At 54.3% G+C, this 24,849-nt stretch carries 22 protein-coding genes and 2 tRNA genes; 4 read left to right on the top strand and 20 right to left on the bottom strand.

From position 1 onward, the window contains the following. Positions 1 to 85: 85 nt before the first annotated feature. From E5C26_RS02225 to rlmE, 17 genes are all read right to left on the bottom strand, one after another. Positions 86 to 2,047 (bottom strand): DEAD/DEAH family ATP-dependent RNA helicase, encoded by a 1,962-nt coding sequence (locus tag E5C26_RS02225; RefSeq protein ID WP_135314864.1) that lies wholly within the window; start codon positions 2,045 to 2,047, stop codon positions 86 to 88. Beyond that, on the bottom strand, positions 2,037 to 2,111 hold the full coding sequence (gene yrbN / locus E5C26_RS24970; RefSeq protein WP_223499600.1) for a protein YrbN: 75 nt from the start codon (positions 2,109 to 2,111) through the stop codon (positions 2,037 to 2,039). The genes E5C26_RS02225 and yrbN overlap by 11 nt, the downstream gene beginning before the upstream one ends. A 122-nt stretch (positions 2,112 to 2,233) precedes the next feature. Continuing rightward, the gene (nlpI, locus tag E5C26_RS02215; RefSeq protein WP_012004952.1) at positions 2,234 to 3,118 is read right to left on the bottom strand and encodes a lipoprotein NlpI; all 885 of its coding nucleotides are present in this window, start codon (positions 3,116 to 3,118) and stop codon (positions 2,234 to 2,236) included. Between the two features lie 128 nt (positions 3,119 to 3,246). Beyond that, positions 3,247 to 5,364, bottom strand: coding sequence for a polyribonucleotide nucleotidyltransferase (pnp, locus tag E5C26_RS02210; RefSeq protein ID WP_135314863.1), 2,118 nt, complete (start codon positions 5,362 to 5,364; stop codon positions 3,247 to 3,249). Between the two features lie 255 nt (positions 5,365 to 5,619). Next, the gene (gene rpsO, locus E5C26_RS02200) at positions 5,620 to 5,889 is read right to left on the bottom strand and encodes a 30S ribosomal protein S15 (protein ID WP_012004950.1); all 270 of its coding nucleotides are present in this window, start codon (positions 5,887 to 5,889) and stop codon (positions 5,620 to 5,622) included. A gap of 123 nt (positions 5,890 to 6,012) precedes the next feature. Continuing rightward, entirely contained in the window at positions 6,013 to 6,957 is a 945-nt protein-coding gene (truB, locus tag E5C26_RS02195) for a tRNA pseudouridine(55) synthase TruB (RefSeq protein ID WP_135314862.1), read from the bottom strand. Next, positions 6,957 to 7,367 carry a 30S ribosome-binding factor RbfA gene (gene rbfA, locus E5C26_RS02190; RefSeq protein WP_135314861.1) on the bottom strand — a complete coding sequence of 137 codons (411 nt, stop codon included), beginning with the start codon at positions 7,365 to 7,367 and terminating at the stop codon, positions 6,957 to 6,959. Before rbfA ends, truB begins: the two co-directional genes overlap by 1 nt. 70 nt (positions 7,368 to 7,437) lie before the next feature. Then, positions 7,438 to 10,125, bottom strand: coding sequence for a translation initiation factor IF-2 (gene infB, locus E5C26_RS02185; RefSeq protein WP_135314860.1), 2,688 nt, complete (start codon positions 10,123 to 10,125; stop codon positions 7,438 to 7,440). A 24-nt stretch (positions 10,126 to 10,149) separates the two neighbouring features. Further along, positions 10,150 to 11,658 carry a transcription termination factor NusA gene (nusA, locus tag E5C26_RS02180; protein ID WP_012004946.1) on the bottom strand — a complete coding sequence of 503 codons (1,509 nt, stop codon included), beginning with the start codon at positions 11,656 to 11,658 and terminating at the stop codon, positions 10,150 to 10,152. Positions 11,659 to 11,679: 21 nt separating this feature from the next. Beyond that, the gene (gene rimP, locus E5C26_RS02175; protein WP_012004945.1) at positions 11,680 to 12,132 is read right to left on the bottom strand and encodes a ribosome maturation factor RimP; all 453 of its coding nucleotides are present in this window, start codon (positions 12,130 to 12,132) and stop codon (positions 11,680 to 11,682) included. A 217-nt stretch (positions 12,133 to 12,349) separates the two neighbouring features. Beyond that, positions 12,350 to 12,426: transfer RNA gene (locus tag E5C26_RS02170), tRNA-Met, on the bottom strand. A gap of 60 nt (positions 12,427 to 12,486) precedes the next feature. Further along, positions 12,487 to 12,573 (bottom strand) — tRNA-Leu (locus E5C26_RS02165). A 77-nt stretch (positions 12,574 to 12,650) separates the two neighbouring features. Next, a complete protein-coding gene (secG, locus tag E5C26_RS02160) occupies positions 12,651 to 12,986 on the bottom strand; it encodes a preprotein translocase subunit SecG (RefSeq protein ID WP_012004944.1) in 336 nt (111 codons plus the stop codon). A 251-nt stretch (positions 12,987 to 13,237) separates the two neighbouring features. After that, a complete protein-coding gene (glmM, locus tag E5C26_RS02155; RefSeq protein WP_135314859.1) occupies positions 13,238 to 14,575 on the bottom strand; it encodes a phosphoglucosamine mutase in 1,338 nt (445 codons plus the stop codon). 7 nt (positions 14,576 to 14,582) lie between these two features. Further along, on the bottom strand, positions 14,583 to 15,416 hold the full coding sequence (gene folP, locus E5C26_RS02150) for a dihydropteroate synthase (protein ID WP_135314858.1): 834 nt from the start codon (positions 15,414 to 15,416) through the stop codon (positions 14,583 to 14,585). A gap of 92 nt (positions 15,417 to 15,508) precedes the next feature. Next, positions 15,509 to 17,440: an ATP-dependent zinc metalloprotease FtsH gene (gene ftsH / locus E5C26_RS02145; RefSeq protein ID WP_135314857.1), complete on the bottom strand. Its 1,932-nt coding sequence runs from the start codon at positions 17,438 to 17,440 to the stop codon at positions 15,509 to 15,511. Positions 17,441 to 17,496: 56 nt separating this feature from the next. Further along, entirely contained in the window at positions 17,497 to 18,126 is a 630-nt protein-coding gene (rlmE, locus tag E5C26_RS02140) for a 23S rRNA (uridine(2552)-2'-O)-methyltransferase RlmE (protein WP_012004940.1), read from the bottom strand. Positions 18,127 to 18,270: 144 nt separating this feature from the next. Between rlmE and yhbY the strand changes: the two genes are divergently transcribed. Further along, complete coding sequence (yhbY, locus tag E5C26_RS02135) at positions 18,271 to 18,564, top strand: ribosome assembly RNA-binding protein YhbY (RefSeq protein ID WP_004933536.1); 294 nt, start codon at positions 18,271 to 18,273, stop codon at positions 18,562 to 18,564. Positions 18,565 to 18,678: 114 nt separating this feature from the next. On the opposite strand, the gene greA is transcribed toward yhbY, so the two are convergent. Beyond that, entirely contained in the window at positions 18,679 to 19,155 is a 477-nt protein-coding gene (gene greA, locus E5C26_RS02130) for a transcription elongation factor GreA (RefSeq protein WP_012004939.1), read from the bottom strand. Positions 19,156 to 19,411: 256 nt separating this feature from the next. On the opposite strand from greA, the gene dacB reads away from it, so the two are divergent. Genes dacB through pmrB form a run of 3 tightly spaced genes read left to right on the top strand, consistent with a single transcriptional unit; the run spans position 19,412 to position 22,574 of the window. After that, a complete protein-coding gene (gene dacB, locus E5C26_RS02125) occupies positions 19,412 to 20,845 on the top strand; it encodes a serine-type D-Ala-D-Ala carboxypeptidase (protein WP_135314856.1) in 1,434 nt (477 codons plus the stop codon). A gap of 8 nt (positions 20,846 to 20,853) precedes the next feature. Continuing rightward, the gene (gene pmrA, locus E5C26_RS02120; RefSeq protein WP_012004937.1) at positions 20,854 to 21,516 is read left to right on the top strand and encodes a two-component system response regulator PmrA; all 663 of its coding nucleotides are present in this window, start codon (positions 20,854 to 20,856) and stop codon (positions 21,514 to 21,516) included. Beyond that, the gene (gene pmrB / locus E5C26_RS02115) at positions 21,513 to 22,574 is read left to right on the top strand and encodes a two-component system sensor histidine kinase PmrB (RefSeq protein ID WP_135314855.1); all 1,062 of its coding nucleotides are present in this window, start codon (positions 21,513 to 21,515) and stop codon (positions 22,572 to 22,574) included. Before pmrA ends, pmrB begins: the two co-directional genes overlap by 4 nt. A 41-nt stretch (positions 22,575 to 22,615) precedes the next feature. On the opposite strand, the gene cgtA is transcribed toward pmrB, so the two are convergent. Beyond that, positions 22,616 to 23,788: an Obg family GTPase CgtA gene (cgtA, locus tag E5C26_RS02110; protein WP_135314854.1), complete on the bottom strand. Its 1,173-nt coding sequence runs from the start codon at positions 23,786 to 23,788 to the stop codon at positions 22,616 to 22,618. Between the two features lie 16 nt (positions 23,789 to 23,804). After that, positions 23,805 to 24,776, bottom strand: a complete 972-nt coding sequence (locus tag E5C26_RS02105) for a DMT family transporter (protein ID WP_017891378.1) — start codon at positions 24,774 to 24,776, stop codon at positions 23,805 to 23,807. Between the last annotated feature and the right edge of the window lie 73 nt (positions 24,777 to 24,849).

Here is a 24,849-nt window from a genome sequence, read left to right as displayed (position 1 = left end):
TGCTTATCGGTGAATTTCAGGCATAAAAAAACCAGCCCGAAGGCTGGTCTTTAGTCCGATTAACCGCGAACGGTTAAATCAGGCGTTATGCATCACCGAAGCGACGACGTGGTGCAGCCGGAGCGGCGTCATCACGACGTGGTGCGCGTTGGCCGTCACGGTTGAAGTTACCGCCACGACGCTCGCCACCGTTGCCGGCAGGTGCAGCAGCACCGCCTTCACGACGATCACCGAAAGAACGACGACCTGGGTTTGCCCCTTCACGACGTTCGCCGTTGAATGGACGACCACCGCCACGACGCTCACCATTACCGGCAGGTGCAGGACGCTCACGACGTTCATGCGGCTGTGCATCGCCCAGCAGTTGCATGTTCATCGGCTTGTTCAGGATGCGGGTACGGGTGAAGTGAGACAGGATCTCGCCCGGCATACCTTTTGGCAGCTCGATAGTAGAGTGACCGGCAAACAGCTTGATGTTACCAATGTAACGGCTGCTGATGTCGCCTTCATTAGCGATCGCGCCAACGATATGACGAACTTCAACGCCATCATCACGGCCCACTTCAATGCGGTACAGCTGCATTTCGCCAACGTCACGACGTTCACGACGTGGACGCTCAGCGCCACCGTCACGGCTGTCTGGACGTGCGTCACGACGACGGTCGTTACCGCGATCGTCACGGTCGTTGAACTCACGACGCTGACGTGGTTTGAACACAGGATCCGGTGGCAGGATCAGAGGGCGTTCGCCCTGTGCCATTTTCAGCAGTGCTGCGGCCAGCGTTTCCATTTCCAGCTCTTCTTCGCCTGGCTGCAGTTTAGCCAATAGGCCACGGTACATGTCCAGATCGCTGCTTTCCAGCTGTTGCTGTACTTTAGCGGCGAACTTGGCCAGACGACGCTCACCCAGCAGTTCTGCATTTGGCAGTTCAACTTCTGGAATGGTCAGCTTCATGGTGCGTTCGATATTGCGCAGCAGGCGGCGTTCGCGGTTTTCTACGAACAACAACGCACGGCCGGCACGACCAGCACGGCCGGTACGGCCGATACGGTGAACGTAAGACTCGGAATCCATAGGGATATCGTAGTTTACAACCAGGCTGATACGTTCAACGTCCAGGCCACGGGCAGCAACGTCGGTCGCAATCAGGATGTCCAGACGACCATCTTTCAGACGCTCCAGAGTCTGCTCACGCAGGGCCTGGTTCATGTCACCGTTCAGTGCGGCGCTGCTGTAACCGCTGCGCTCCAGCGCTTCAGCCACTTCCAGAGTCGCGTTTTTGGTACGAACGAAGATGATCGCCGCATCAAAGTCTTCAGCTTCCAGGAAACGCACCAGCGCTTCGTTTTTACGCATGCCCTGTGCAGTCCAGTAGCTCTGGCTGATGTCCGGACGGGTAGTGACGCTGGATTGAATGCGCACTTCCTGCGGATCTTTCATAAAGCGACGGGTAATGCGACGGATAGCTTCCGGCATGGTTGCAGAGAACAGCGCGGTCTGATGTTCAGCCGGGATCTCCGCCATGATGGTTTCTACGTCTTCGATAAAGCCCATGCGCAGCATTTCGTCGGCTTCATCCAGCACCAGGCCACTCAGGCTGGAGAGGTTCAGGGTGCCACGCTTCAGGTGGTCCAGCAGACGGCCTGGAGTCCCTACTACGATTTGCGGGCCCTGACGCAGAGCACGCAGCTGCACGTCATAACGTTGGCCGCCGTACAGGGCCACAACGTTAACGCCATGCATGTGTTTGGAGAAATCAGTCATTGCTTCAGCAACCTGAACCGCCAGTTCGCGGGTCGGTGCCAATACCAGGATCTGTGGTGCTTTCAGATCGGCTTTCAGGTTGTGCAACAGTGGCAGCGAGAATGCTGCAGTTTTACCGCTACCGGTTTGTGCCATGCCCAGCACATCGCGGCCGTTCAACAGGTGAGGAATACACTCAGCCTGGATCGGTGACGGTTTTTCGTAGCCCAGATCGGTCAGGGCAGAAATGATCGGAGCAGACAGCCCCAGGTCAACAAAGGAGGTTTCAAGCTCAGTAGTCATGTACACGTGCCTCATTAATAATGGCAGCCAGTCTACATAACTCGTCGAGAAAATTTTCAGTCATTTTCATTGAAAAGTGTGAACCGGCTCAAATTAGATTATAAAACGAACAGAAAAGCCCTCGCCCGTAAAGACGATAACTTTGGCAAAAAACCAATGTATATCAGGCTGATAGTTGTTCGTCAGCTATTGCTGGTCCGATTCCGATAGGTCGTCTTGTTCTTGGCCCAACAGCGCCAATTCCAACAATGCATAGCGGTGCTCAACGAAGTTATGAACGTTGTTAGCAACCGTCAGTTTGAACAGCGCCGAAGCGGTGTCCTTGTCCCCCAGACTCAGGTAGTGTTTACCCAAATAGAAGTCAGTTTCACTGAGATGCTCAGCGAGCGAAGTGTTATCCGTTGCATCTGCCTTGAGCCTTTCCATCAGCGTTTTTTCACTGATGTTGCCCAGGTAGAATTCGACAATATTCCATCCCCATTGCCCTCGGTTCGCTTTGTCATAACGCTGCTGGAGCGCTACGTCAGCCTTCTTGGGATCGATTTCTCTTTCCACAAGATACAGCCACAACGAACGGAAGGGATCGTTTGGGTCGTCTTGATAAAACGCCTGCAGATCATCCTGCGCCAACGGAAAGCGGCCGCCATAATAAAGAGCGATGCCCCGGTTTAAACGCGCGTAATTGTAAGTTGGATCAAGCTCTAGTACAGAATCAAACGCTTCATAGGCAGCATCAAAATTGCCTGCCTGCGTTAAGTAAATGCCCAGGTAGTTGAAAACTTCTGGCATATCAGGACGTATCGCCAGCGCTTGCGAGAAATCATTGCGCGCCAGTGCACGTAGCCCGAGGCTATCATACAGTACACCGCGCTCATATAAAAGCTGCGCACGCTCATCGTCCGTCAGTGCCCGGCTGGCAAGTATTTGTTCCATGCGCGCCAGGATCACTTCCTGCTGCAGAGTTGGCTGCAACGGGATCGCCAAAACTTCGTCTTTACGCCAATCATGGTTGCTGCATCCTGCCAGCATGAGTGCTGTCGCAACGTAACACCAGCGCAAGAAAGGCTTCATTTCCCACTCCCGAAGACAAACATTGGATGAACATCCTTTCATCCGTTTGCTAATACGCAGGCATCCTGCCCGCGCTATATGAACAGCTCCCAACCCCATGGTCGGGAGCTGTAAATCTATCTATACAGTTATTCTGCTTCAGGCGCAGGTGAACCTGCTTCTGGTGCGGTCGCTTCTTTGATGCTCAGACGCACACGGCCCTGACGGTCAACTTCCAGTACCTTAACCGGTACTTCCTGACCCATCTGCAGATAGTCGGTCACTTTCTCAACGCGCTTGTCAGCGATTTGAGAGATGTGCACCAGACCTTCTTTACCGCCGCCGATCGCCACGAATGCGCCGAAATCAACGATACGGGTAACTTTACCCTGGTAAATACGGCCCACTTCGATCTCGGCTGTGATCTCTTCGATGCGGCGGATAGCGAATTTCGCTTTATCACCGTCGGTAGCAGCGATTTTAACTGTACCATCATCTTCGATTTCGATGGTAGTGCCGGTCTCTTCAGTCAGCGCACGGATGACAGAACCGCCTTTACCAATCACGTCCTTGATCTTGTCCGGGTTGATGCGGATAGTGTGGATACGTGGTGCAAACTGAGAGATATCGCCACGCGGGGTGCTGATAGCCTGTTCCATCACGCCCAGGATGTGCAGACGCGCGCCCTTGGCCTGGTTCAGAGCAACCTGCATGATTTCGCGGGTGATGCCTTCAATTTTAATGTCCATCTGCAGCGCGGTAATACCGTCACGGCTACCGGCTACTTTGAAGTCCATGTCGCCCAGGTGGTCTTCGTCACCCAGAATGTCGGACAGAACAACAAAGTTATCTTGCTCTTTCACCAGGCCCATTGCGATACCGGCAACGGCTGCCTTGATCGGCACACCTGCATCCATCAGTGCCAGAGAAGCACCACAGACGGAAGCCATGGAAGAAGAACCGTTGGATTCGGTGATTTCAGAAACCACACGTACCGTGTACGGGAAATCTTCTGGTTTAGGCATCATAGCCAATACACCACGTTTCGCCAGGCGACCGTGACCAATTTCACGACGTTTTGGCGAACCTACCATCCCGGTCTCACCAACGGAGTACGGAGGGAAGTTATAGTGGAACAGGAAGCTGTCGGTCTTCTCGCCCATCAGCTCATCCAGGTTCTGCGCGTCACGGGCAGTACCCAGCGTTGCGGTAACCAGTGCCTGAGTCTCACCACGGGTGAACAGTGCGGAACCGTGGGTACGCGGCAGTACGCCGGTGCGCACGTCCAGACCACGGATCATGTCTTTTTCACGGCCGTCGATACGCGGCTCGCCACGCAGCACGCGGCTACGAACGACGTTTTTCTCAACGCTGCCCAGGATGTCCTGAATTTCAGACACGTCCAGGGTTTCGTCCTGCGCCAGCAGGGTTTCAACAACGCTGCTCTTGATCGCATCTACCTGAGCGTAACGCTCTTGTTTTTCGATGATGTGATAAGCGTCGCCCAGGCGGCCTTCTGCCAGTTCTGCAACGCGCGCGTGCAGCGCTTCGTTGACTGCAGGCGCCTGCCAGTCCCACTTGGCTTTGCCGGCTTCGGCAACCAGGGAATTAATGTTTTCGATAACGATCTGCTGTTGCTCGTGGCCAAAGACCACCGCGCCCAGCATCTGATCTTCGCTCAGAACGTCAGCTTCGGATTCAACCATCAGTACTGCGCCAGCGGTACCGGCAACCACCAGATCCAGGCTGCTTTCTTTCAGCTCGTCGCTGGTTGGGTTCAGCACGTATTGATTGTTGATGTAACCCACGCGCGCAGAACCGATTGGGCCATTGAACGGAATACCGGACAGGCTCAGGGCAGCAGAGGCACCGATCATCGCAACGATGTCCGGATTAACCTGCGGGTTAAGGGAAACAACGGTCGCGATCACCTGAACTTCGTTCAGGAAGCTGTCCGGGAACAGGGGACGGATCGGACGGTCAATCAGACGGGAGGTCAGGGTTTCACCTTCGCTCGGACGGCCTTCACGACGGAAGAAGCTACCCGGGATACGACCAGCAGCGTAGGTACGCTCCTGATAGTTAACCGTCAGTGGGAAGAAGCTCTGGCCTGGTTTGGCTTTTTTCTGGCCAACTACGGTAACGAATACTGCGGTGTCATCCATGCTTACCATAACGGCGGCAGTGGCCTGACGAGCCATCATACCGGTCTCAATAGTGAGGGTATGCTGGCCATACTGGAATTTGCGAATGATCGGTGTCAGCAAAATTATATCCTTAGATTAGGCGCGCAATCGTATTGACGACTCGACACGCCAGTGACTCGGTTTGCCTTCTCACTACATCCTCGCGACTAATGACAATCCTTATCTCAAGCCTGAGACAAAGCCTCTCATTAGCCGCGCGAACCTCTGTAACGGAAGATCCTGTTTGGAAACATCAGTAATACATTAACCTGATTTGCTTATGCTTCCTAGAAGAAAGGGGCCAAAATAGGCCCCTTTCCACTGAAACTCGCTTGATTAGCGACGCAGACCCAGACGCTCGATCAGGCTGGTGTAACGCGCTACATCTTTACGCTTCAGGTAGTCCAGCAGCTTACGACGCTGAGAAACCATACGCAGCAGACCACGACGGCTGTGGTGATCTTTTTTGTGCTCTGAGAAGTGGCCTTGCAGATGGTTGATCTGCGCAGTCAACAGGGCAACCTGAACTTCGGAAGAACCGCTGTCGTTAGTACCACGACCGAAATCAGCTACGATTTTAGCTTTAGCTTCAACACTTAGAGACATTGTCATACTCCAGATTATAGATAATAAATACAGGCGCCGATCTCTAATTCAGCAACCCAATGCATAAGCTGCGCCATTCTACTCTTAGCGCAGTGCGATCGCAAGGCAGTGCGTTTTCTGCCCTTAGTCGAAATATTCGACGACCAGGCGACGCGGTGCCACGCGACCGTCATCGGCAATATCACCCACGCCGATAAATTTACGCTCTTCACCTTCGGTGATACGCACCATGCCCGAGGCCGGTGCGCCGGCAACCTGCACTGGCTGCCCCTGCTTAACGTAACCGGCGACGACCGGCAGCAGATTCACTTCCGGGTAGTTCTCCACCGGGCTGTCCATCGGCATCAGCAGCGGATCGAGCAACTCTGCCGGGGCAATTTCCTGCCGATGGGCCTGCTCCAGCAATTCGTTCAACTGCTCCAGCGTGACCATGCGCTCGGTCGGGTAGGTCGCCACCTGCAAACGACGCAGGTAAATCACGTGCGCGCCACATCCCAGCAGCTCGCCGAGGTCATCGGTGATGGTGCGGATGTAAGTGCCTTTTGAGCAGTGAATCTCCAGCTCCAGCTCATCCCCTTCCCAGCGAATGAACTGCAGTTCGTAAACGATAATGCTGCGCGCTTCACGCGGCACTTCGATACCCTGGCGAGCATACTCATAGAGTTTCTTGCCCTGGTATTTCAGCGCCGAGTACATCGAAGGCACCTGCTTGATATCGCCACGGAAGCTGTCCAGCGCCACATCGAGCTGCACCTGGGTGAAATTCACCGGCCGCTCCTGCACAATCTGGCCATCGGCATCCGAGGTATCGGTACGTTGACCCAGTCGGGCAATCACGCGATAGCGTTTGTCGGAGTCGAGCAGGAACTGTGAAAACTTGGTCGCCTCACCGAGGCAAATCGGCAGCATGCCGGTCGCCAGCGGGTCGAGCGCGCCGGTGTGACCCGCGCGATTGGCGTTATAGAGGCGCTTTACTTTTTGCAGGGCGTCGTTGGATGACAGGCCCTGCGGTTTGTCCAGCAACAGGACACCGTGGATATCACGGCCGCGGCGACGAGGGCGACTCATTAAGCCTCCTCGTCATCGCCTGATGCGGTACGGCGTTCGGCGTCATTCTTCACTACGTTGGTCACCAGGTTGGACATGCGCATGCCTTCAACCAGAGAGTTGTCGTAAGCGAAGGTCAGCTCAGGCACTACGCGCAGGCGCATGGCTTTACCCAGCAGCGTACGGATGTAACCGGAAGCGTCTTCCAGAGCTTTAATGCCTTTAGGCACCAGATCCGGATCCGCATTTTCGGTCAATACGTTCAGGAAGGTGACGTAAACTTTGGCGTAAGCCAAATCACGAGAAACTTCTACACCAGAAACGGTAGCCATACCGACACGCGGATCTTTGACTTCACGCTGCAAAATGATAGCAATCTCTTTTTGCATCTCTTGTGCCACGCGCTGACCGCGGCTGAATTCTTTTGCCATTTTGTGGATTCTCCAGACAAATCGGGGGGCACAAGGCCCCCCAGAACAGACTTAAGCAGATGTGCTAGCGTTAAGCGATGGTGCGTTGGATCTCGATGATTTCGAATACTTCGATCATGTCGCCGACGCGCACGTCGTTGTAGTTCTTAACGCCGATACCACATTCCATGCCGTTACGGACTTCGTTAACGTCATCTTTGAAGCGGCGCAGGGATTCCAGCTCGCCTTCATAGATAACCACGTTGTCGCGCAGAACGCGGATTGGGTTGTGACGTTTGATATTACCTTCGGTAACCATACAACCTGCAATGGCGCCGAATTTAGGCGATTTGAACACGTCACGCACGGCGGCCAGACCGATAATTTGCTGCTTGTACTCAGGCGCCAACATACCGCTCATCGCCTGCTTCACTTCGTCGATCAGGTTATAGATCACGGAGTAGTAACGCAGATCCAGGCTTTCTGCTTCAATCACGCGGCGCGCAGAAGCGTCGGCACGGACGTTGAAGCCCAGAATGATGGCGTTGGAAGCCGCTGCCAGCGTTGCGTCGGTTTCGGTGATACCACCTACGCCAGAGCCAACAATCTTCACTTTGACTTCGTCAGTAGAGAGTTTCAGCAGTGAATCCATAATGGCTTCACAAGAACCCTGTACGTCGGATTTCAGTACGATGTTCAGTTCAGAAACCTCACCGTCGGTCATGTTCGCAAACATGTTTTCCAGTTTGGATTTCTGCTGACGCGCCAGTTTAACTTCGCGGAACTTGCCTTGACGGTACAGCGCAACTTCACGCGCTTTCTTCTCGTCACGCACCACAGTCGCTTCATCACCGGCGGCAGGAACGCTGGACAGGCCCAGGATCTCAACCGGAATAGAAGGACCAGCAGAGGTCACTTCGCGACCCAGTTCGTCACGCATCGCACGCACACGGCCGTACTCAAAGCCACACAGAACGATATCGCCCTTGTTCAGCGTACCTTCCTGTACCAACACGGTAGCAACCGGACCACGACCTTTATCCAGGAAGGATTCGATAACTACGCCGCTGGCCATGCCACTGCGTACCGCTTTCAGTTCGAGAACTTCAGACTGCAACAGGATGGCGTTCAGCAGTTCGTCGATACCGGTACCGGCTTTCGCAGATACGTGAACGAACTGTGCTTCGCCGCCCCACTCTTCCGGCATAACGCCGTACTGGGACAGTTCCTGCTTAACGCGGTCCGGATCGGCTTCCGGCTTGTCAATTTTGTTCACTGCAACCACCAAAGGCACCTGCGCTGCTTTCGCATGCTGGATAGCTTCGATGGTTTGCGGCATCACGCCGTCGTCGGCAGCAACTACCAGAACAACGATGTCTGTCGCCTGAGCACCACGAGCACGCATTGAAGTAAAGGCTGCGTGGCCTGGGGTATCCAGGAAGGTGATCATGCCGTTGTCGGTTTCTACGTGGTAAGCACCGATATGCTGGGTAATACCGCCGGCCTCGCCTGCTGCCACCTTGGTGGAGCGGATGTAGTCCAGCAGAGAAGTTTTACCGTGGTCAACGTGGCCCATTATGGTCACAACTGGCGCACGTGGCTCAGCCGCAGCACCGGTATCACGGTCGCTCATCAGCGCTTCTTCCAGCTCGTTCTCACGACGCAGGATAACTTTGTGGCCCATCTCTTCGGCAACCAGCTGTGCGGTTTCCTGGTCGATGACCTGGTTGATGGTGGCCATTGCGCCCAGTTTCATCATCGCTTTGATGACCTGAGAGCCTTTAACCGCCATCTTGTTAGCCAGTTCGGCTACGGTGATGGTTTCGCCGATCACAACGTCACGGTTAACCACCTGAGCCGGCTTGTTGAAGCCCTGCTGCAGAGTACTTGGCTTACGCTTGCCTTTACCACCACGGGTCACGGCGCGCGCTTCTTCACGGTCTGCTTTAGACTCGGAAAGTTTGTTGCCTTTCTTCTGCTTGGTCGCTTTGCCGCCACGAGTGCGGGTGCGGCGTTCGCCTTCAACTTTAGCGTCGTTTTCGTCTTCGGCAGCACGGGCGTGCTGGGAAGTGGTTACGTGATAATCGGCAGTTTCAACCGCTGCGCTGGCTTTCTCAGCAGCAGCCCATTCTTCGCCTTTCTCTTCGGCCATGCGGCGCGCTTCTTCCGCTACGCGTTTGGCGTCTTCTTCAACCTTGCGTCGTACTTCCTCTTCCGCTTTACGTTTCAGTTCAGCGGCTTCGGCTTCACGGCGTGCTTTTTCTGCCTGAGCTGGCTTGGTCATTTCGTCGGTATGTTGATTCGTCACTTTTTCTTTTTCCGCTGAATTACGCTTAGCAATCTCCGCGGCCTCACGTTTGGCTTGCTCTTCGGCTGCGCGCTTTGCTTCTGCTTCGCGTTTCGCCAGCTCTTCTGCTGCGCGCTGTGCCTGCTCTTCCGCTTCACGCTGTGCCTGCTCTGCCGCTTCAGCCTGTTGGGCTTCTGGCGTATCGCGATTTACATAAGTGCGTTTCTTGCGGACCTCGATTTGCACCGATTTACTTTTACCGCCGGTGCTCGGAATATTCAAGGTGCTGCGCGTTTTGCGCTGCAACGTGAGCTTACCCGGCGCGCTACCGTGTTCACGGTTCAGGTGCGCCAGTAAGGCTTCTTTCTCATGTTGGGTTACAGAGTCTGTCTCAGACTTGTTAATCCCTGCATCAGCAAACTGCTGTACCAGGCGATCAACTGGAGTCTGAATCTCTGCTGCCAGCGATTTTACGGTTACATCTGTCGTCATGCTGTTCCTTCCTGCTACAGTTTATTACGCGTTGTCGCCAAACCAACAGATATTACGTGCGGCCATAATCAGCTCGCCGGCTTGCTCATCGCTAAGCCCTTCAATATCAGCCAGATCGTCAACACCCTGCTCGGCAAGATCTTCCAGCGTACAAACCCCACGCGCGGCCAGTTTAAAGGCCATGCTGCGCTCAAGACCCGGCAGGTTGAGCAAATCGTCAGCAGGTTTTTGGTCGCCCAGGCTTTCTTCTTGTGCCAGGGCCAGCGTGGTCAATGCAGCTTTGGCGCGATCGCGCAACGCTTCAACCATATCTTCATCCAGACCGTCGATTTCCAGCAGCTCTTTGATTGGCACGTAAGCCAACTCTTCCAGAGTAGAGAAGCCTTCTTCAACCAGTACGGTGGCGAAATCTTCGTCAATATCAAGATGTTTGGTGAAGGTATCAATGGCGGCATGAGCTTCGGCCTGGTGCTTGGCCTGCAGATCGTCCGCCGTCATCACGTTCAGTTCCCAACGGTCATCGTCACGATGCTGTTTTAACAACTGGGATGCCAAACGCACGTTTTGGCCATTACGGCCGATCGCCTGTGCCAGATTACTGGCTTCAACGGCGATATCCATAGTGCAATTATCTTCATCAACCACGATTGAGGCAACGTCTGCCGGCGCCATGGCGTTGATGACGAACTGCGCAGGGTTATCATCCCACAGGATGATGTCGATACGTTCACCGCCGAGCTCGCTCGAAACGGCCTGAACGCGCGCACCGCGCATACCTACGCAAGCGCCGACCGGGTCGATACGTTTGTCGTTGGTTTTCACTGCAATTTTTGCACGGGAGCCAGGATCGCGGGCTGCCGCTTTAATTTCAATCACTTCTTCGCCGATTTCCGGAACTTCGATGCGGAACAGTTCTTTCAGCATCTCAGCGCTGGAGCGGCTGACGAACAGCTGCGCGCCACGGGCTTCTGGACGAACGGCGTACAGGATACCGCGGATACGGTCGCCCGGACGGAAGTTCTCGCGTGGCAGCATGTCTTCACGGCCAATGACCGCTTCAGCGTTGCTACCCAGGTCCAGCGCAATGCTGTCACGGTTAACTTTTTTCACCACGCCGGTGACGATTTCACCTTCGTGCTGGCGGAAGGCATCAACCACCATCGCGCGCTCGGCTTCACGTACTTTCTGTACGATAACCTGTTTCGCGGTTTGAGTGGTGATGCGGTCGAAGGTCACAGATTCAATCTGATCTTCGATGTAACCGCCCAGCTCAATACCTGGCTCTTCATACTGTGCAGCTTCCAGCGTGATTTCACGCGTTGGCTGAGTCACTTCATCTACAGCGACCCAACGGCGGAAGGTGTCGAAATCGCCAGTTTTGCGGTCAATGCTGACGCGAACTTCGATTTCCTGCTCGTATTTTTTCTTGGTGGCGGTGGCTAATGCGGTTTCCAGCGCTTCGAAAATCTTCTCACGCGGAAGGGATTTTTCATTGGAAACAGCTTCAACAACAGCCAGAATCTCTTTATTCATCCTAGTTGCCTCATCCAAACTTTAAAAGTGGGGTACCAGGTTCGCTTTCTGGATATTGCTCAGCGCGAACACTTCATCTTTCCCTTCCACAGCAACCGTGATCATCTCGCCATCGACAGACTTGATAATGCCCTGCCATTTGCGACGGTTCTGTACGGCCATGCGCAAGACCAGGCTGACTTCGTCACCGAGGAAACGAGTATAGTGCTCGGCGGTGAACATCGGGCGATCAAGGCCAGGAGAGGAGACTTCCAAGTTGTAAGCGACTGTGATTGGCTCTTCAACGTCCAATACAGCGCTGACCTGGTGGCTGACATCAGCACAATCGTCAACATTGATGCCGTTTTCACTATCAATATAGATACGGAGCGTCGATTGGCGCGCACGAATAAATTCGATGCCTACAAGTTCAAAGCCCAACGCTTCTACCGGTGCCGAAAGCATCTCTGTTAATTTTTGCTCTAATGTGGACAAGCCCACCCCCAAGACATAAAAAAAGGGCCTAATAGCCCAGTGATTCTGTTGCCAAATAACAAAAAACCCCGAAAATTCGGGGCTTTATGCAACTGGACCCTGTTTGCCGCTAAGCGGCTTCGGTGCAACTTTCTAACAAGTGTCATTTTCAAATGTTGATCGAGAAAAGCGGAATTCAATCGAAAAGTGTATTTGAAAATAAACACTTAAAGGAAAGTGGTTGCGGGGGCCGGATTTGAACCGACGACCTTCGGGTTATGAGCCCGACGAGCTACCAGGCTGCTCCACCCCGCGTCCGAAAACGTGGCAAATATTACGCCGATAATCGCAAAATAGCAAGTTATCTCTGGGATTTGGTACCGAGGATGGGACTCGAACCCACAAGCCCGTTAGGGCACTACCACCTCAAGGTAGCGTGTCTACCAATTCCACCACCTCGGTACTGATTCTTACTGCTAACGGCTGTTATTTATATCGAGGTAACAACAACCGTTTTCAAACTCTGTTACTGCTTGCGCTTACTGCGGGATATCGCTGCTCGGCTTGGTTGGTGCTGCCGGCGCGGTAGTCTGCTCAGATTTCACTGGCTGACCCAGGTTTTCCCACTCGCTGCCTTTCTTGGTCTGGTTGGTGCTCAGATTGCCCAGGATCAGACTGATGACGAAGAACAACGTCGCCAGCACAGCCGTCATGCGGGTCATGAAGTTGCCGGAACCACTCGAACCGAACAATGTGCCAGATGCACCTGCTCCGAATGAGGCTCCCATATCAGCGCCTTTACCTTGCTGCAGCATAATCAGAGCTACCAGCCCGATTGAGATCAGCAGGAAAATTACCAGAAGAGCTTCGTACATAGTTGTACCCGTATCCTTGCGGCTTCACCGCGTGCCAAATGCTTCACACCCCATAGGCTTCTTTTCTAACAAGAAGTCGCAGGCGTTATATCAAACTGCCCACTGAAGCGGGTGTGAATACTAACCAAAGGTGCCAAACCACGCAAGGGCAATTTGCAGCCACCGGCGCGTTTGCGGAAAAAAACACCAATAAAATTCGCAGGCTGTGATTTTAGGGGGCAACTACCGCCCCCGAACGCATCAACGACCAATTAACCAGCGGATTTCACCGCATCGGCGATGCGATGTGCCAGCGCAGTCACCTGCTGCTCATCCTCACCTTCCACCATCACGCGGATCAGCGGTTCGGTACCGGATTTGCGCAGCAGAACACGGCCGCGACCGGCCAATTCCACCTCAACCTGCTCGGTGACTTTGCGTACTTCTTCGGATTCCAGCGGGTTATGCTCGCCGACAAAGCGCACGTTAACCAAAATTTGCGGCAACAACCTCATGCCGCTGCACAGGTCGTGCAGGCTCATACTGTTACGAACAATCGCAGTCAGCACCTGCAGGCCGGCAACGATACCGTCACCCGTGGTGGTTTTGTCCAGCAGGATCACGTGGCCGGAGTTTTCCGCCCCGATACGCCACCCCAGCTCCTGCAGCTTCTCTAGTACGTAGCGGTCGCCGACTTTCGCACGTGCAAATGGGATACCCAACTGCTTGAGCGCCAGTTCCAGACCCATGTTGCTCATCAGCGTGCCAACCGCACCACCGCGCAACTGGCCCTGACGCAGCCCTTCACGAGCGATGATATACAGGATTTGGTCGCCATCGACCTTGTTGCCAAGGTGATCAACCATCATCACGCGGTCGCCATCACCGTCAAATGCCAGGCCGACATGGGCTTTTTCCTTCAGTACACGTTCCTGAAGTTGACGAACGTCAGTCGCGCCACACTTTTCATTGATATTCATGCCGTCCGGCTCAACGCCGGTGGCAATTACCGTGGCGCCCAGCTCACGCAGCACGCTTGGCGCAATGTGATAGGTCGCACCGTTGGCGCAGTCCACCACGATTTTCAGGCCCTTCAGGCTCAGTTCGCTGGGGAAGGTACCTTTACAAAATTCAATATAGCGGCCGGCAGCATCGATGATCCGGCTGGCCTTGCCCAGTTCTGACGATTCCACACAGGTCAGTGGCTTTTCCATTTCAGCTTCAATGGCTTCTTCGACATGATCCGGCAATTTTGCCCCGTCGATGGAAAAGAATTTAATGCCGTTATCGTAAAACGGGTTATGCGATGCAGAAATCACAATACCGGCTTCCGCGCGGAAGGTACGTGTCAGGTAGGCAACTGCCGGCGTCGGCATGGGGCCGGTGAACGAGGCTGACAACCCCGCCGCGGCAAGCCCGGCTTCCAACGCCGACTCCAGCATGTAGCCGGAGATACGGGTATCTTTACCGATAATGATTTTACGAGAGCCGTGACGTGCCAGTACCTTACCCGCCGCCCAGCCCAGTTTCAGAACGAACTCAGGGGTAATAGGACTATCACCGACCTTGCCACGAATGCCGTCGGTACCAAAATATTTGCGTTCGCTCATGTCTCTATCATCCCTTAGCTGAAAGTGTTGCCTCGACGACACGCATCGCCTCGACGGTTTCTTTAACGTCATGCACTCTGACAATCTGTGCGCCCTGCATGGCGGCGATCACCGCACAGGCTACGCTGCCGATGACCCGCTGATCAGGGGGCACGTTCAGCAGTTGTCCAATCATCGACTTACGCGACATTCCCACCAACAACGGCAGGCCGAAGTGATGAAACTCTGACAATCTGGCCAGAAGCTGATAATTGTGCGCTAAATTCTTACCGAAACCGAATCCTGGGTCGAGCAGCAATTTCTGATTTGTAATCCCGGCGGCATTACAGCGTTCAATATGCCGCTGGAAAAAGGCGTTAACGTCACCAATAAGGTCATCATAGTGCGGCGCCTGCTGCATGGTGCGCGGTTCGCCCTGCATGTGCATCAGACACACCGGTAGTCCGCTTTCCGCGGCGGCAGCCAGCGCGCCCGGCTCCTGCAGCGAGCGAACGTCATTGATCAAATGCGCCCCGGCCTGAGCCGACTCGCGGATCACACCGGCTTTCGAGGTATCCACCGAGATAAAAACTTCAAAACGTCGGGCAATGGCTTCCACCACCGGCACTACGCGTGCGATCTCTTCGTCTTCACTAACCTCTGCCGCTCCCGGTCTGGTCGACTCGCCACCCACATCAATCATGGTCGCACCGGCCGAAATCAGCGCATGGGCATGCAATAACGCCTGATTTAGAGTGTTGTGTTGGCCGCCGTCAGAAAAAGAATCCGGGGTTACGTTGAGGATCCCCATCACCCGCGGATGGGAAAGATCGAAAGTCGAGTCTCGCACGGTTAACTGCATTACTAATCCACCTTACTGTTGCCTGGTTCACTGCCCGCCGGACAATAAAAAACCCCGGCATGCCGGGGTTCGATGTTATTACACAGCTAAAGTTACTTGTCTAGCTGTTCAGACATGGTATTGCCTGGGTTTGGCGTGCGCGGCTCATCTACCGGCGTAGGGGCTTTCGGTGAGCCACCATTGTCGGAGTTGCTGCCTTTGCTCGCATCGTCCCAACCCGCTGGCGGACGCACGTCTTTGCGGTTCATCAGATCGTCGATCTGAGGCGCATCGATGGTTTCATACTTCATCAGGGCATCTTTCATTGAATGCAGGATGTCCATGTTTTCCATCAGCAACGCACGCGCACGGATGTAGTTGCGCTCGATCAGGGATTTAACTTCCTGGTCGATGATGCGCGCGGTTTCGTCCGACATGTGTTTCGCCTTGGCCACAGAACGGCCCAGGAACACTTCGCCCTCTTCTTCCGCATACAGCAATGGCCCCAGCTTCTCGGAGAAGCCCCATTGGGTCACCATGTTGCGGGCAATCGAGGTCGCCACTTTAATGTCGTTCGACGCACCGGTAGAGACTTTCTCTGGCCCGTAGATGATCTCTTCAGCCAGACGACCACCGTACAGAGTAGAGATTTGGCTCTCCAGCTTCTGACGGCTGGCGCTGATTGCATCGCCTTCCGGCAGGAAGAAGGTGACACCCAACGCGCGGCCACGAGGAATAATGGTTACCTTGTGTACCGGATCGTGCTCAGGAACCAGACGGCCGATAATGGCGTGGCCTGCTTCGTGATATGCGGTCGACTCTTTCTGCGCTTCGGTCATCACCATGGAGCGACGTTCCGCACCCATCATGATCTTGTCTTTGGCTTTTTCGAACTCAACCATAGACACAACGCGTTTGTTGCCACGGGCGGCAAACAGCGCCGCTTCGTTGACCAGGTTAGCCAGGTCAGCACCGGAGAAGCCCGGGGTACCACGAGCCAGTACTGAAGCATCAACATCCGGCGCCAAAGGCACGCGACGGGAATGCACTTTCAGGATCTGCTCACGACCACGTACGTCTGGCAGACCAACAACAACCTGACGGTCGAAACGGCCTGGACGCAGCAATGCCGGGTCAAGCACGTCCGGACGGTTGGTCGCAGCGATGACGATAATGCCTTCGTTGCCTTCAAAACCGTCCATCTCAACCAGCATCTGGTTCAGCGTTTGCTCACGTTCATCGTGACCGCCACCCAGACCGGCGCCACGCTGGCGACCGACGGCGTCGATTTCATCGATAAAGATGATGCACGGTGCCGCTTTCTTGGCCTGTTCAAACATGTCACGCACACGAGAAGCACCAACACCCACGAACATTTCCACGAAGTCGGAACCGGAAATGGTGAAGAACGGCACTTTTGCCTCGCCGGCGATAGCTTTCGCCAACAGCGTTTTACCGGTCCCTGGAGGGCCAACCATCAGCACGCCTTTAGGGATCTTGCCGCCCAACTTCTGGAAACGGCTCGGCTCACGCAGGTATTCCACCAGTTCGCTCACTTCGTCTTTTGCTTCGTCACAACCAGCAACGTCGGCAAAAGTGGTTTTGATCTGGTCTTCCGTCAACATGCGGGCCTTGCTCTTGCCGAAGGACATCGCGCCCTTGCCGCCGCCGCCCTGCATTTGCCGCATAAAGAAGATCCAAACCCCGATCAGCAACAGCATTGGGAACCACGAAATAAAGATAGAAGCCAGCAAGCTCGGCTCTTCAGGCGGTTCACCAACAACTTTCACATTCTTGGTTAACAACGTATCCAGCAATTTCGGATCGTTGACAGGGATGTAGGTCGTGTATTTGTTACTGTCTTTCTTGGTAACGTTAATTTCACGTCCGTTGATTCGCGCTTCGCGAACCTGGTCCTGGGTCAGCTCGGACATGAAGGTAGAGTAATCCACCCTACGGCCATTCGACTCGCTGGGCCCAAAGCTCTGGAATACAGACATCAACACTACCGCGATGACTAACCAGAGAATTAGGTTTTTCGCCATGTCACTCAAGGGATTAACCTCATATTACAACTGTGTTAACAAACAGCGTTAGGGTACTACAGCTTGCGCCCTGTCGCTACAATGTACACTTCGCGCGAACGTGCGCGAGAAGCGTCTGGCTTACGAATCTTAACCTTCGTAAACAGGGAGCGAATTTCCCGTAGGTACTCGTCAAAACCATCTCCCTGGAACACCTTCACCAGGAAACTTCCGCCTGGTGCGAGGACATCACGACACATTCCCAGTGCTAATTCCACCAGGTACATCGATCTTGGAATATCGACGGCCGGAGTGCCACTCATATTCGGGGCCATGTCAGACATAACCACCTGAACCTTGCTTTCACCTACACGTTCCAACAGAGCCTTGAGCACCAGTTCATCACGAAAATCGCCCTGAAGGAAATCGACGCCAACGATAGGATCCATTGGCAAAATATCACAGGCGATGATGCGGCCGGAACCGCCGATCTGGGTCACGACATATTGCGACCAACCCCCCGGTGCCGCACCTAAGTCCACTACGGTCATGCCGGGTTTAAACAGTTTGTCACTCTGCTGTATTTCATCAAGTTTAAACCAGGCGCGCGAACGCAGCCCTTTTTTCTGCGCCTGTTGAACATATTTATCGCTAAAGTGTTCTTGTAACCAGCGACTGGAGCTAGCAGAACGCTTTTTATTAGCCATCTCGTTTTCCAACTATCATAAAAAGAGTCTTAATGTCAGGTTCGCAGCTCACGTAGACTCACACCGGTGAAGACCGATTTGGTGATATACATGAGATGGCGGTAGAATGTACCGTTTTCAATCCCAACTTAAGCAAAAAAGACAATGAATCTGAATAATAAACAAAAACAGCACCTGAAAGGCCTGGCGCATCCGTTAAAACCGGTTGTCATGCTGGGTAATAACGGTCTCACCGAAGGGGTGCTGGCTGAAATTGAACAGGCTCTGGAGCATCATGAGCTGATCAAGGTAAAAATCGCTGCTGAAGATCGCGAAACCAAAACCCTGATCGCCGACGCTATCGTGCGTGAAACGGGTGCCTGCAACGTGCAAGTCATCGGCAGTACGCTTATTCTTTACCGCCCTTCTAAAGAGCGCAAGATCAGTCTACCGCGTTAATAAGCATTGGGTTAACGAAAAGGTGCCATGCACCTGATTCAGATAAAAGGCCGCGTGCGGCCTTTTTCCTTTCTTTACAAAACCCTGGCGATTTTCTGAACGAATGCAGAGCGATCAGAGATAATCAACCTTCAAGATCTCATAATCAACATCGCCACCCGGGGTTTTTATCACTACCACGTCATCCACTTCTTTACCGATCAAACCGCGCGCCATAGGCGAATTCACCGAAATCAGATTTTTCTTGAAATCGGCTTCGTCGTCGCCAACGATGCGGTAGGTCACTTCTTCTTCGCTATCCAGGTTCATCACCGATACGGTGGAGCCAAAAATCACGCGGCCATTGTTAGGCATCTTGGTGATATCGATCACCTGCGCGTTGGACAACTTGGCTTCAATTTCCTGGATACGCCCTTCGCAGAAACCCTGCTGCTCGCGAGCGGCGTGGTACTCTGCGTTTTCTTTCAAATCGCCGTGTTCACGGGCGTCAGCGATATCCGCAATGATTTTCGGACGGCGCACGCCTTTCAAATATTCGAGTTCTTCGCGCAGTTTTTCAGCGCCAAACAAGGTCATCGGAATCTGTTTCATAATCTAAATACCTCTAAATCTTTCCTGTTCAAATAACCGTCATCCTGACGTGTTCGAATGAAAAAACGGTGGCTATATGCCCCCCGCCTCCAGGCGACAAACAAAAGAAGCCTGACTCGGAACAGTTGCCCAAGTCAGGATCGATTTTGCATTTTGATACGCATTTTAGCCTAGAGTTCCTTGAGGGTCATCGTTTACTTTTTCCCTGAATGCACCGTAGTATGACGGCACGTTATCCAGCTGTTATCCCGAGATTATGCGTTTTTCACGAATTGTCAGTGCATTGGCTTGCGCATTTGTTCTAAATGCGAATGCGGCCCCGGTTGAAGATTACACACAATATTTGCCTGATGGGGCCAACCTTGCCCTGGTAGTTCAGAAGATCGGCGCAGACGCACCGACCATCGATTATCACTCTCAGCAAATGGCGTTGCCGGCCAGTACCCAGAAAGTGCTGACCGCGCTGGCTGCATTATTGCAGCTCGGCCCCGACTATCGCTTCACCACCACGCTGGAAAGCCAGGGTGATATCAGTGACGGTGTGCTACGTGGCAACCTGATTGCCCGCTTCAGCGGCGATCCGACCTTTAAGCGCCAGAGCCTGCGCAACATGGTGGCGATCCTGAAAAAGCAGGGTGTACGCCAGATCACCGGCGATGTGCTGGTCGATACTTCGGTATTCGCCAGCCATGACAAAGCCCCAGGCTGGCCGTGGAACGACCTGACCCAATGCTTCAGCGCACCACCGGCGGCAGCGATAGTCGATCGCAACTGCTTCTCGGTTTCGCTGTACAGTGCACCGAAACCGGGTGATATGGCCTTTATTCGCGTGGCCTCGTACTACCCTGTCAATATGTTCAGCCAGGTGCGCACACTGGCCAAAGGCTCCGCAGACGCCCAATATTGCGAGCTGGATGTGGTACCGGGCGAGTTGAATCGCTTTACCCTGACCGGCTGTCTGACCCAACGCAGCGATCCGCTGCCGCTGGCCTTCGCCATTCAGGATGGAGCCAGCTATGCCGGGGCGATTTTGAAAGATGAGCTGACGCAGGCCGGCATTCAGATCGACGGCCACCTGAAGCGTCAGACCCAACCTGGCCTGAAGGGAACGGTGATCGCACAGGCTCAATCAGCGCCGCTGCACGAGTTGCTGAAGATCATGCTGAAGAAATCGGACAACATGATCGCCGATACCGTCTTCCGCACTATCGGCCATGAACGTTTTGGCGTACCGGGCACCTGGCGTGCCGGTGCCGATGCCGTGCGTCAGGTACTTCGTCAGAAAGCCGGTGTCGATTTGGGCAACAGCATCGTGGTGGATGGCTCAGGCCTGTCACGCCATAACCTGCTGGCCCCGGCAACCATGATGCAGGCGTTACAGTACATCGCGCAGCATGACAGTGAGCTGAACTTTATTTCAATGCTGCCACTGTCTGGCTATGACGGTACCTTACGTTATCGTGGTGGCCTGCATGAAGCCGGTGTCGACGGGAAGGTTTCCGCTAAAACCGGGGCGCTGCAAGGCGTGTACAACCTGGCCGGGTTTATCACTACCGCCAGCGGTCAGCGTTTTGCATTCGTACAATATCTGTCAGGTTATGCCGTACCACCGGAAGATCAGAAACAGCGCCGCGCTCCACTGGTGCGTTTCGAAAGCCGTCTGTACCGGGATATTTATCAGAATAACTGAGGGTTACGATGAAACTGCTGATTGTTGAAGACGATGAGCTCCTGCAACAAGGCCTGGCCCTGGCATTAGCTGGGGAGGGCTATGCCTGCGACTGCGCTGCTACGGCGGCGGAGGCCAATGCTCTGCTCCTCACCAGTCAGTACAGCATGATTATCCTCGATCTGGGCCTGCCTGACATGGACGGCGCCAGCCTGCTTCGGCAGTGGCGCCGTCAGCAAGTCGAGCTGCCGGTGCTGATCCTGACCGCTCGCGATGCGCTTGAAGACCGTGTTGATGGGCTTGATGCCGGCGCCGACGATTACCTGGTGAAACCCTTCGCGTTGGTTGAACTGCAGGCGCGCGTACGCGCGCTGATCCGTCGCTATCAGGGTCACAGTGACAATCTCATGCAGTTGGATGATCTCCAACTCAACCTCTCCAGCCAGCAGGTTTATGTTCAACAACAACCGGTGGAAGTCACCCCCAAAGAGTTTGCCATCCTGTCGCGTCTGATGATGCGTGCCGGACAAACGGTCAATCGTGAACTGCTGCAACAGGATCTCTATACCTGGCAAGACGATTTGGGCTCCAACACGCTGGAAGTGCATATCCATAACCTGCGCCGAAAATTGGGTAAAGATCGCATCCGTACCGTTCGTGGTATCGGCTATCGCCTGGAGTCCTCATCATGATCAGCATGCGCCGTCGTCTGTTGTTGATGCTGGCGCTGATCCTTTTGGTCACCCAGCTTATCAGTGCCTTTTGGTTATGGCATGAAAGCCAGGAACAAATCAGCTTCCTGGTGGACGAAACCCTGTCGGCCAAGGTCCGCACCGAGCGTGTCGATACGGAAATCGCCGAAGCGATAGCCTCACTGCTCGCCCCTTCACTGATCATGATGATCGTGACGCTGCTCGCCTCATTTTGGGCCATCAGTTGGATTATCCGCCCCCTCAATCAGTTGCAACAACGGCTGGAAAAGCGTTCTGCCGATAACCTGACGCCGCTGCCGCTCAACAGTGACAGCCTGGAAATAATGGCGGTCACCACTACGCTCAACCAATTGTTCTCACGGTTGGATAACACCATCCAGCAGGAACGGCTGTTTACTGCCGACGCCGCCCATGAGCTACGCACGCCTCTGGCAGGGATCCGCCTGCATCTGGAATTAATGGAAAAACAGGGGGTTCCGCAAAGTGGGCCACTGATTAAGCGCATTGATCAACTGATGCACACCGTCGAACAATTGCTGATGCTTGCACGCGCCGGGCAAGATTTTGCCAGTGGCCATTATCAACGCTTCGATTGGGTGAGCGACGTGATCCAACCGCTGCGGGAAGAACTCGAGGAGTTGGCCGCACAACGCAGGCAAAATTTGCAATGGCTGCTTCCGGCCACAGCCCCGGTGCATGGTGACCCGGTACTGTTACGTCTGCTGCTGCGTAACCTGGTGGAGAATGCCCATCGGTATAGTCCTGAGGGCAGCAGGATCCAGGTAGAACTTTCTGCGCAGGAACGTGGTTACCGACTACAGGTGATCGATGAAGGTCCGGGCGTCAAAGAGAAAATCGCGGGTGAACTCACTCAGGCCTTCCGCCGTATGGATCAACGCTATGGCGGCAGTGGGTTGGGATTGAATATCGTAACTCGCATTGTGCAGTTGCATCAGGGGCGTTTAACACTGGAAAACCGCCAGGATACCAGTGGACTCAAGGCACAATGCTGGCTACCGGAAAACGTCCTGAAATAAAAAAAGGGCCCAGTGTTAACTGAGCCCCTCTGTTCACAAGATTACTTCTGGTAAATGATTTCGACGCCTTCGTCGTCCTCTTCATCCCAGTCGTCATCCCAGTCGTCATCCGCTTCAGCTTCCACTTCAGCGATCTGTTCACGGTGGTAATCATCCCACATGAACTCGACTTTCTCCGGCGCGCTTTCTTCAATGGCCATGGCTTTCGGTTGGGTATTGATAAACTTCATCACATCCCAACACAGCGCGTTGACGCCTTCACGATTCACGGCGGAGATCATGTAGTACTTGCCTTCCCAGCCCATGCCCTCTGCAATCGCCTTGGCACGTTCGGCAGCTTCTTCTTCACCAATCACATCAATCTTGTTGAAAACCAGCCAGCGCGGCTTCTGCGACAGATTTTCGCTGTACTGATTCAACTCGTTGATGATGACTTTGGCATTTTCTACCGGATCAGATTCATCGATCGGGGCGATATCCACCAGGTGCAACAGCACGCGGCAACGCTCCAGATGCTTCAGGAAGCGAATACCCAGGCCTGCGCCGTCGGAGGCACCTTCGATCAGTCCCGGGATATCGGCAACCACGAAGCTTTGCTCGTGATCCATACGTACCACACCCAGGCTTGGCACCAGAGTGGTAAACGGATAGTCGGCAACTTTCGGCTTGGCAGCAGACACTGCGCGGATAAAGGTCGACTTGCCAGCGTTCGGCAGACCCAGCATACCCACATCCGCCAGCAGCAACAGCTCCAGCAGGAGGTCACGAGCCTCACCGGCGGTACCCAGAGTTTTCTGGCGCGGAGCACGGTTAACGGATGATTTAAAACGGGTGTTGCCCAAACCGTGCCAACCGCCCTTCGCCACCATCAGACGCTGCTCGTGACGGGTCATGTCGCCGAGGATTTCGCCGGTGCCCTGATCCTGCACGCGAGTACCGACCGGAACCTTGATGGTAATATCTTTGCCACGCTTACCGGTACAGTCACGGCTCTGACCATTCTGGCCACGTTCGGCGCGGAAAGATTTCTCAAAGCGGTAGTCGATCAGCGTGTTGAGGTTTTCGTCCGCCAACAGATAGACGTCGCCGCCATCGCCGCCGTCACCACCATCAGGCCCGCCGTTCGGGATATATTTTTCGCGACGGAAGCTGACGCAACCATTACCACCGTCACCTGCAACGACCAAGATCGCTGCTTCATCTACAAACTTCATTTACCGTCTCCGTAAATCATTCACCGGGCTGCTTCAAAGGAGCAACCAGGCGGGGTTCTGCCCGTCGCGGCCACCAACGGTGACCAATTGCGGAAAACATGGCGCCCGCTACCACCACGAAAGCACCGACATAGCCGACGACATTTAAGGTCGGGGCGGCGAATACGTGTGGCCAGGCCAGCGCCAATAAATCTGAAAAAAGCAGGGTAAACAGCGGTGTCAGCGTCACTAACGCACTCACCTGTGCCGCCTGCCAGCGCGCCATTGCTTCAGCCAGCGCACCATAACCAATCAGCGTGTTGGCACCACAGAACAGCAGACAGGCCAATTGCCAGCCGCTGAGCTGGAAAATCCCTTCCGGCCTGGCCAGAGGAAATAACGCCACTGCACATAAAGTGTACAACATTACCAGAATTTGCGGCGAGGCCAATCGACGCAGCAACACTTTCTGCGCAACGCCATAAGTGACCCAGACCATTGCCGCACACACACCCAGCAACACCCCAAGGGTGTAATCTGTCAGGCGGGTGAAGATCTCAATCAGGCTGACGTTGAAGAACAACAGCAACCCGCAGATCAGCATCAGCGCGCCAATCACCTGAGTGATGCGCATCCGCTCTTTTAAAATCAGCACGCTGGCAAACATCATGCCGACCGGGGATAACTGGCCGATCACCTGCGATGCTGTCGGGCTGAGATACTGCAGCGAAGAGCTGAAGAAAATAAAATTCCCCAGCAGGCCTGCGGTGGCGATGGCCAGAATCAACAACCAGCGCGGTTGACGGAACAGAGTTACCGGCGGCAACTTGCCGCGCACGGCCAAAATAAGCCCTAACCCAAGTGCAGCCATGGTAAATCGATACCAAACGATGGTAAACGGATCCATCACTACCAGCACTTCTTTCATCGCAATCGGCAATGCGCCCCAGCAAACTGCCGTAGTCACCGCCAGAGAAATGCCAATTCCGACCTGCTGTTTCGTTTCCATCTTACCTTCGCCAGCGCTGACGGGCCGATGCATAAGCAGCCCATAAATGTAAAAAGCCCCGCAACGAATTGCG

The sequence above is a fragment of the Serratia proteamaculans genome, from assembly GCF_004684015.1.
GTDB lineage: Bacteria > Pseudomonadota > Gammaproteobacteria > Enterobacterales > Enterobacteriaceae > Serratia > Serratia proteamaculans_F.
The sequence above is the reverse complement of the archived record's forward strand: the minus strand, read 5'-3'. Positions and strand labels throughout refer to the sequence as shown.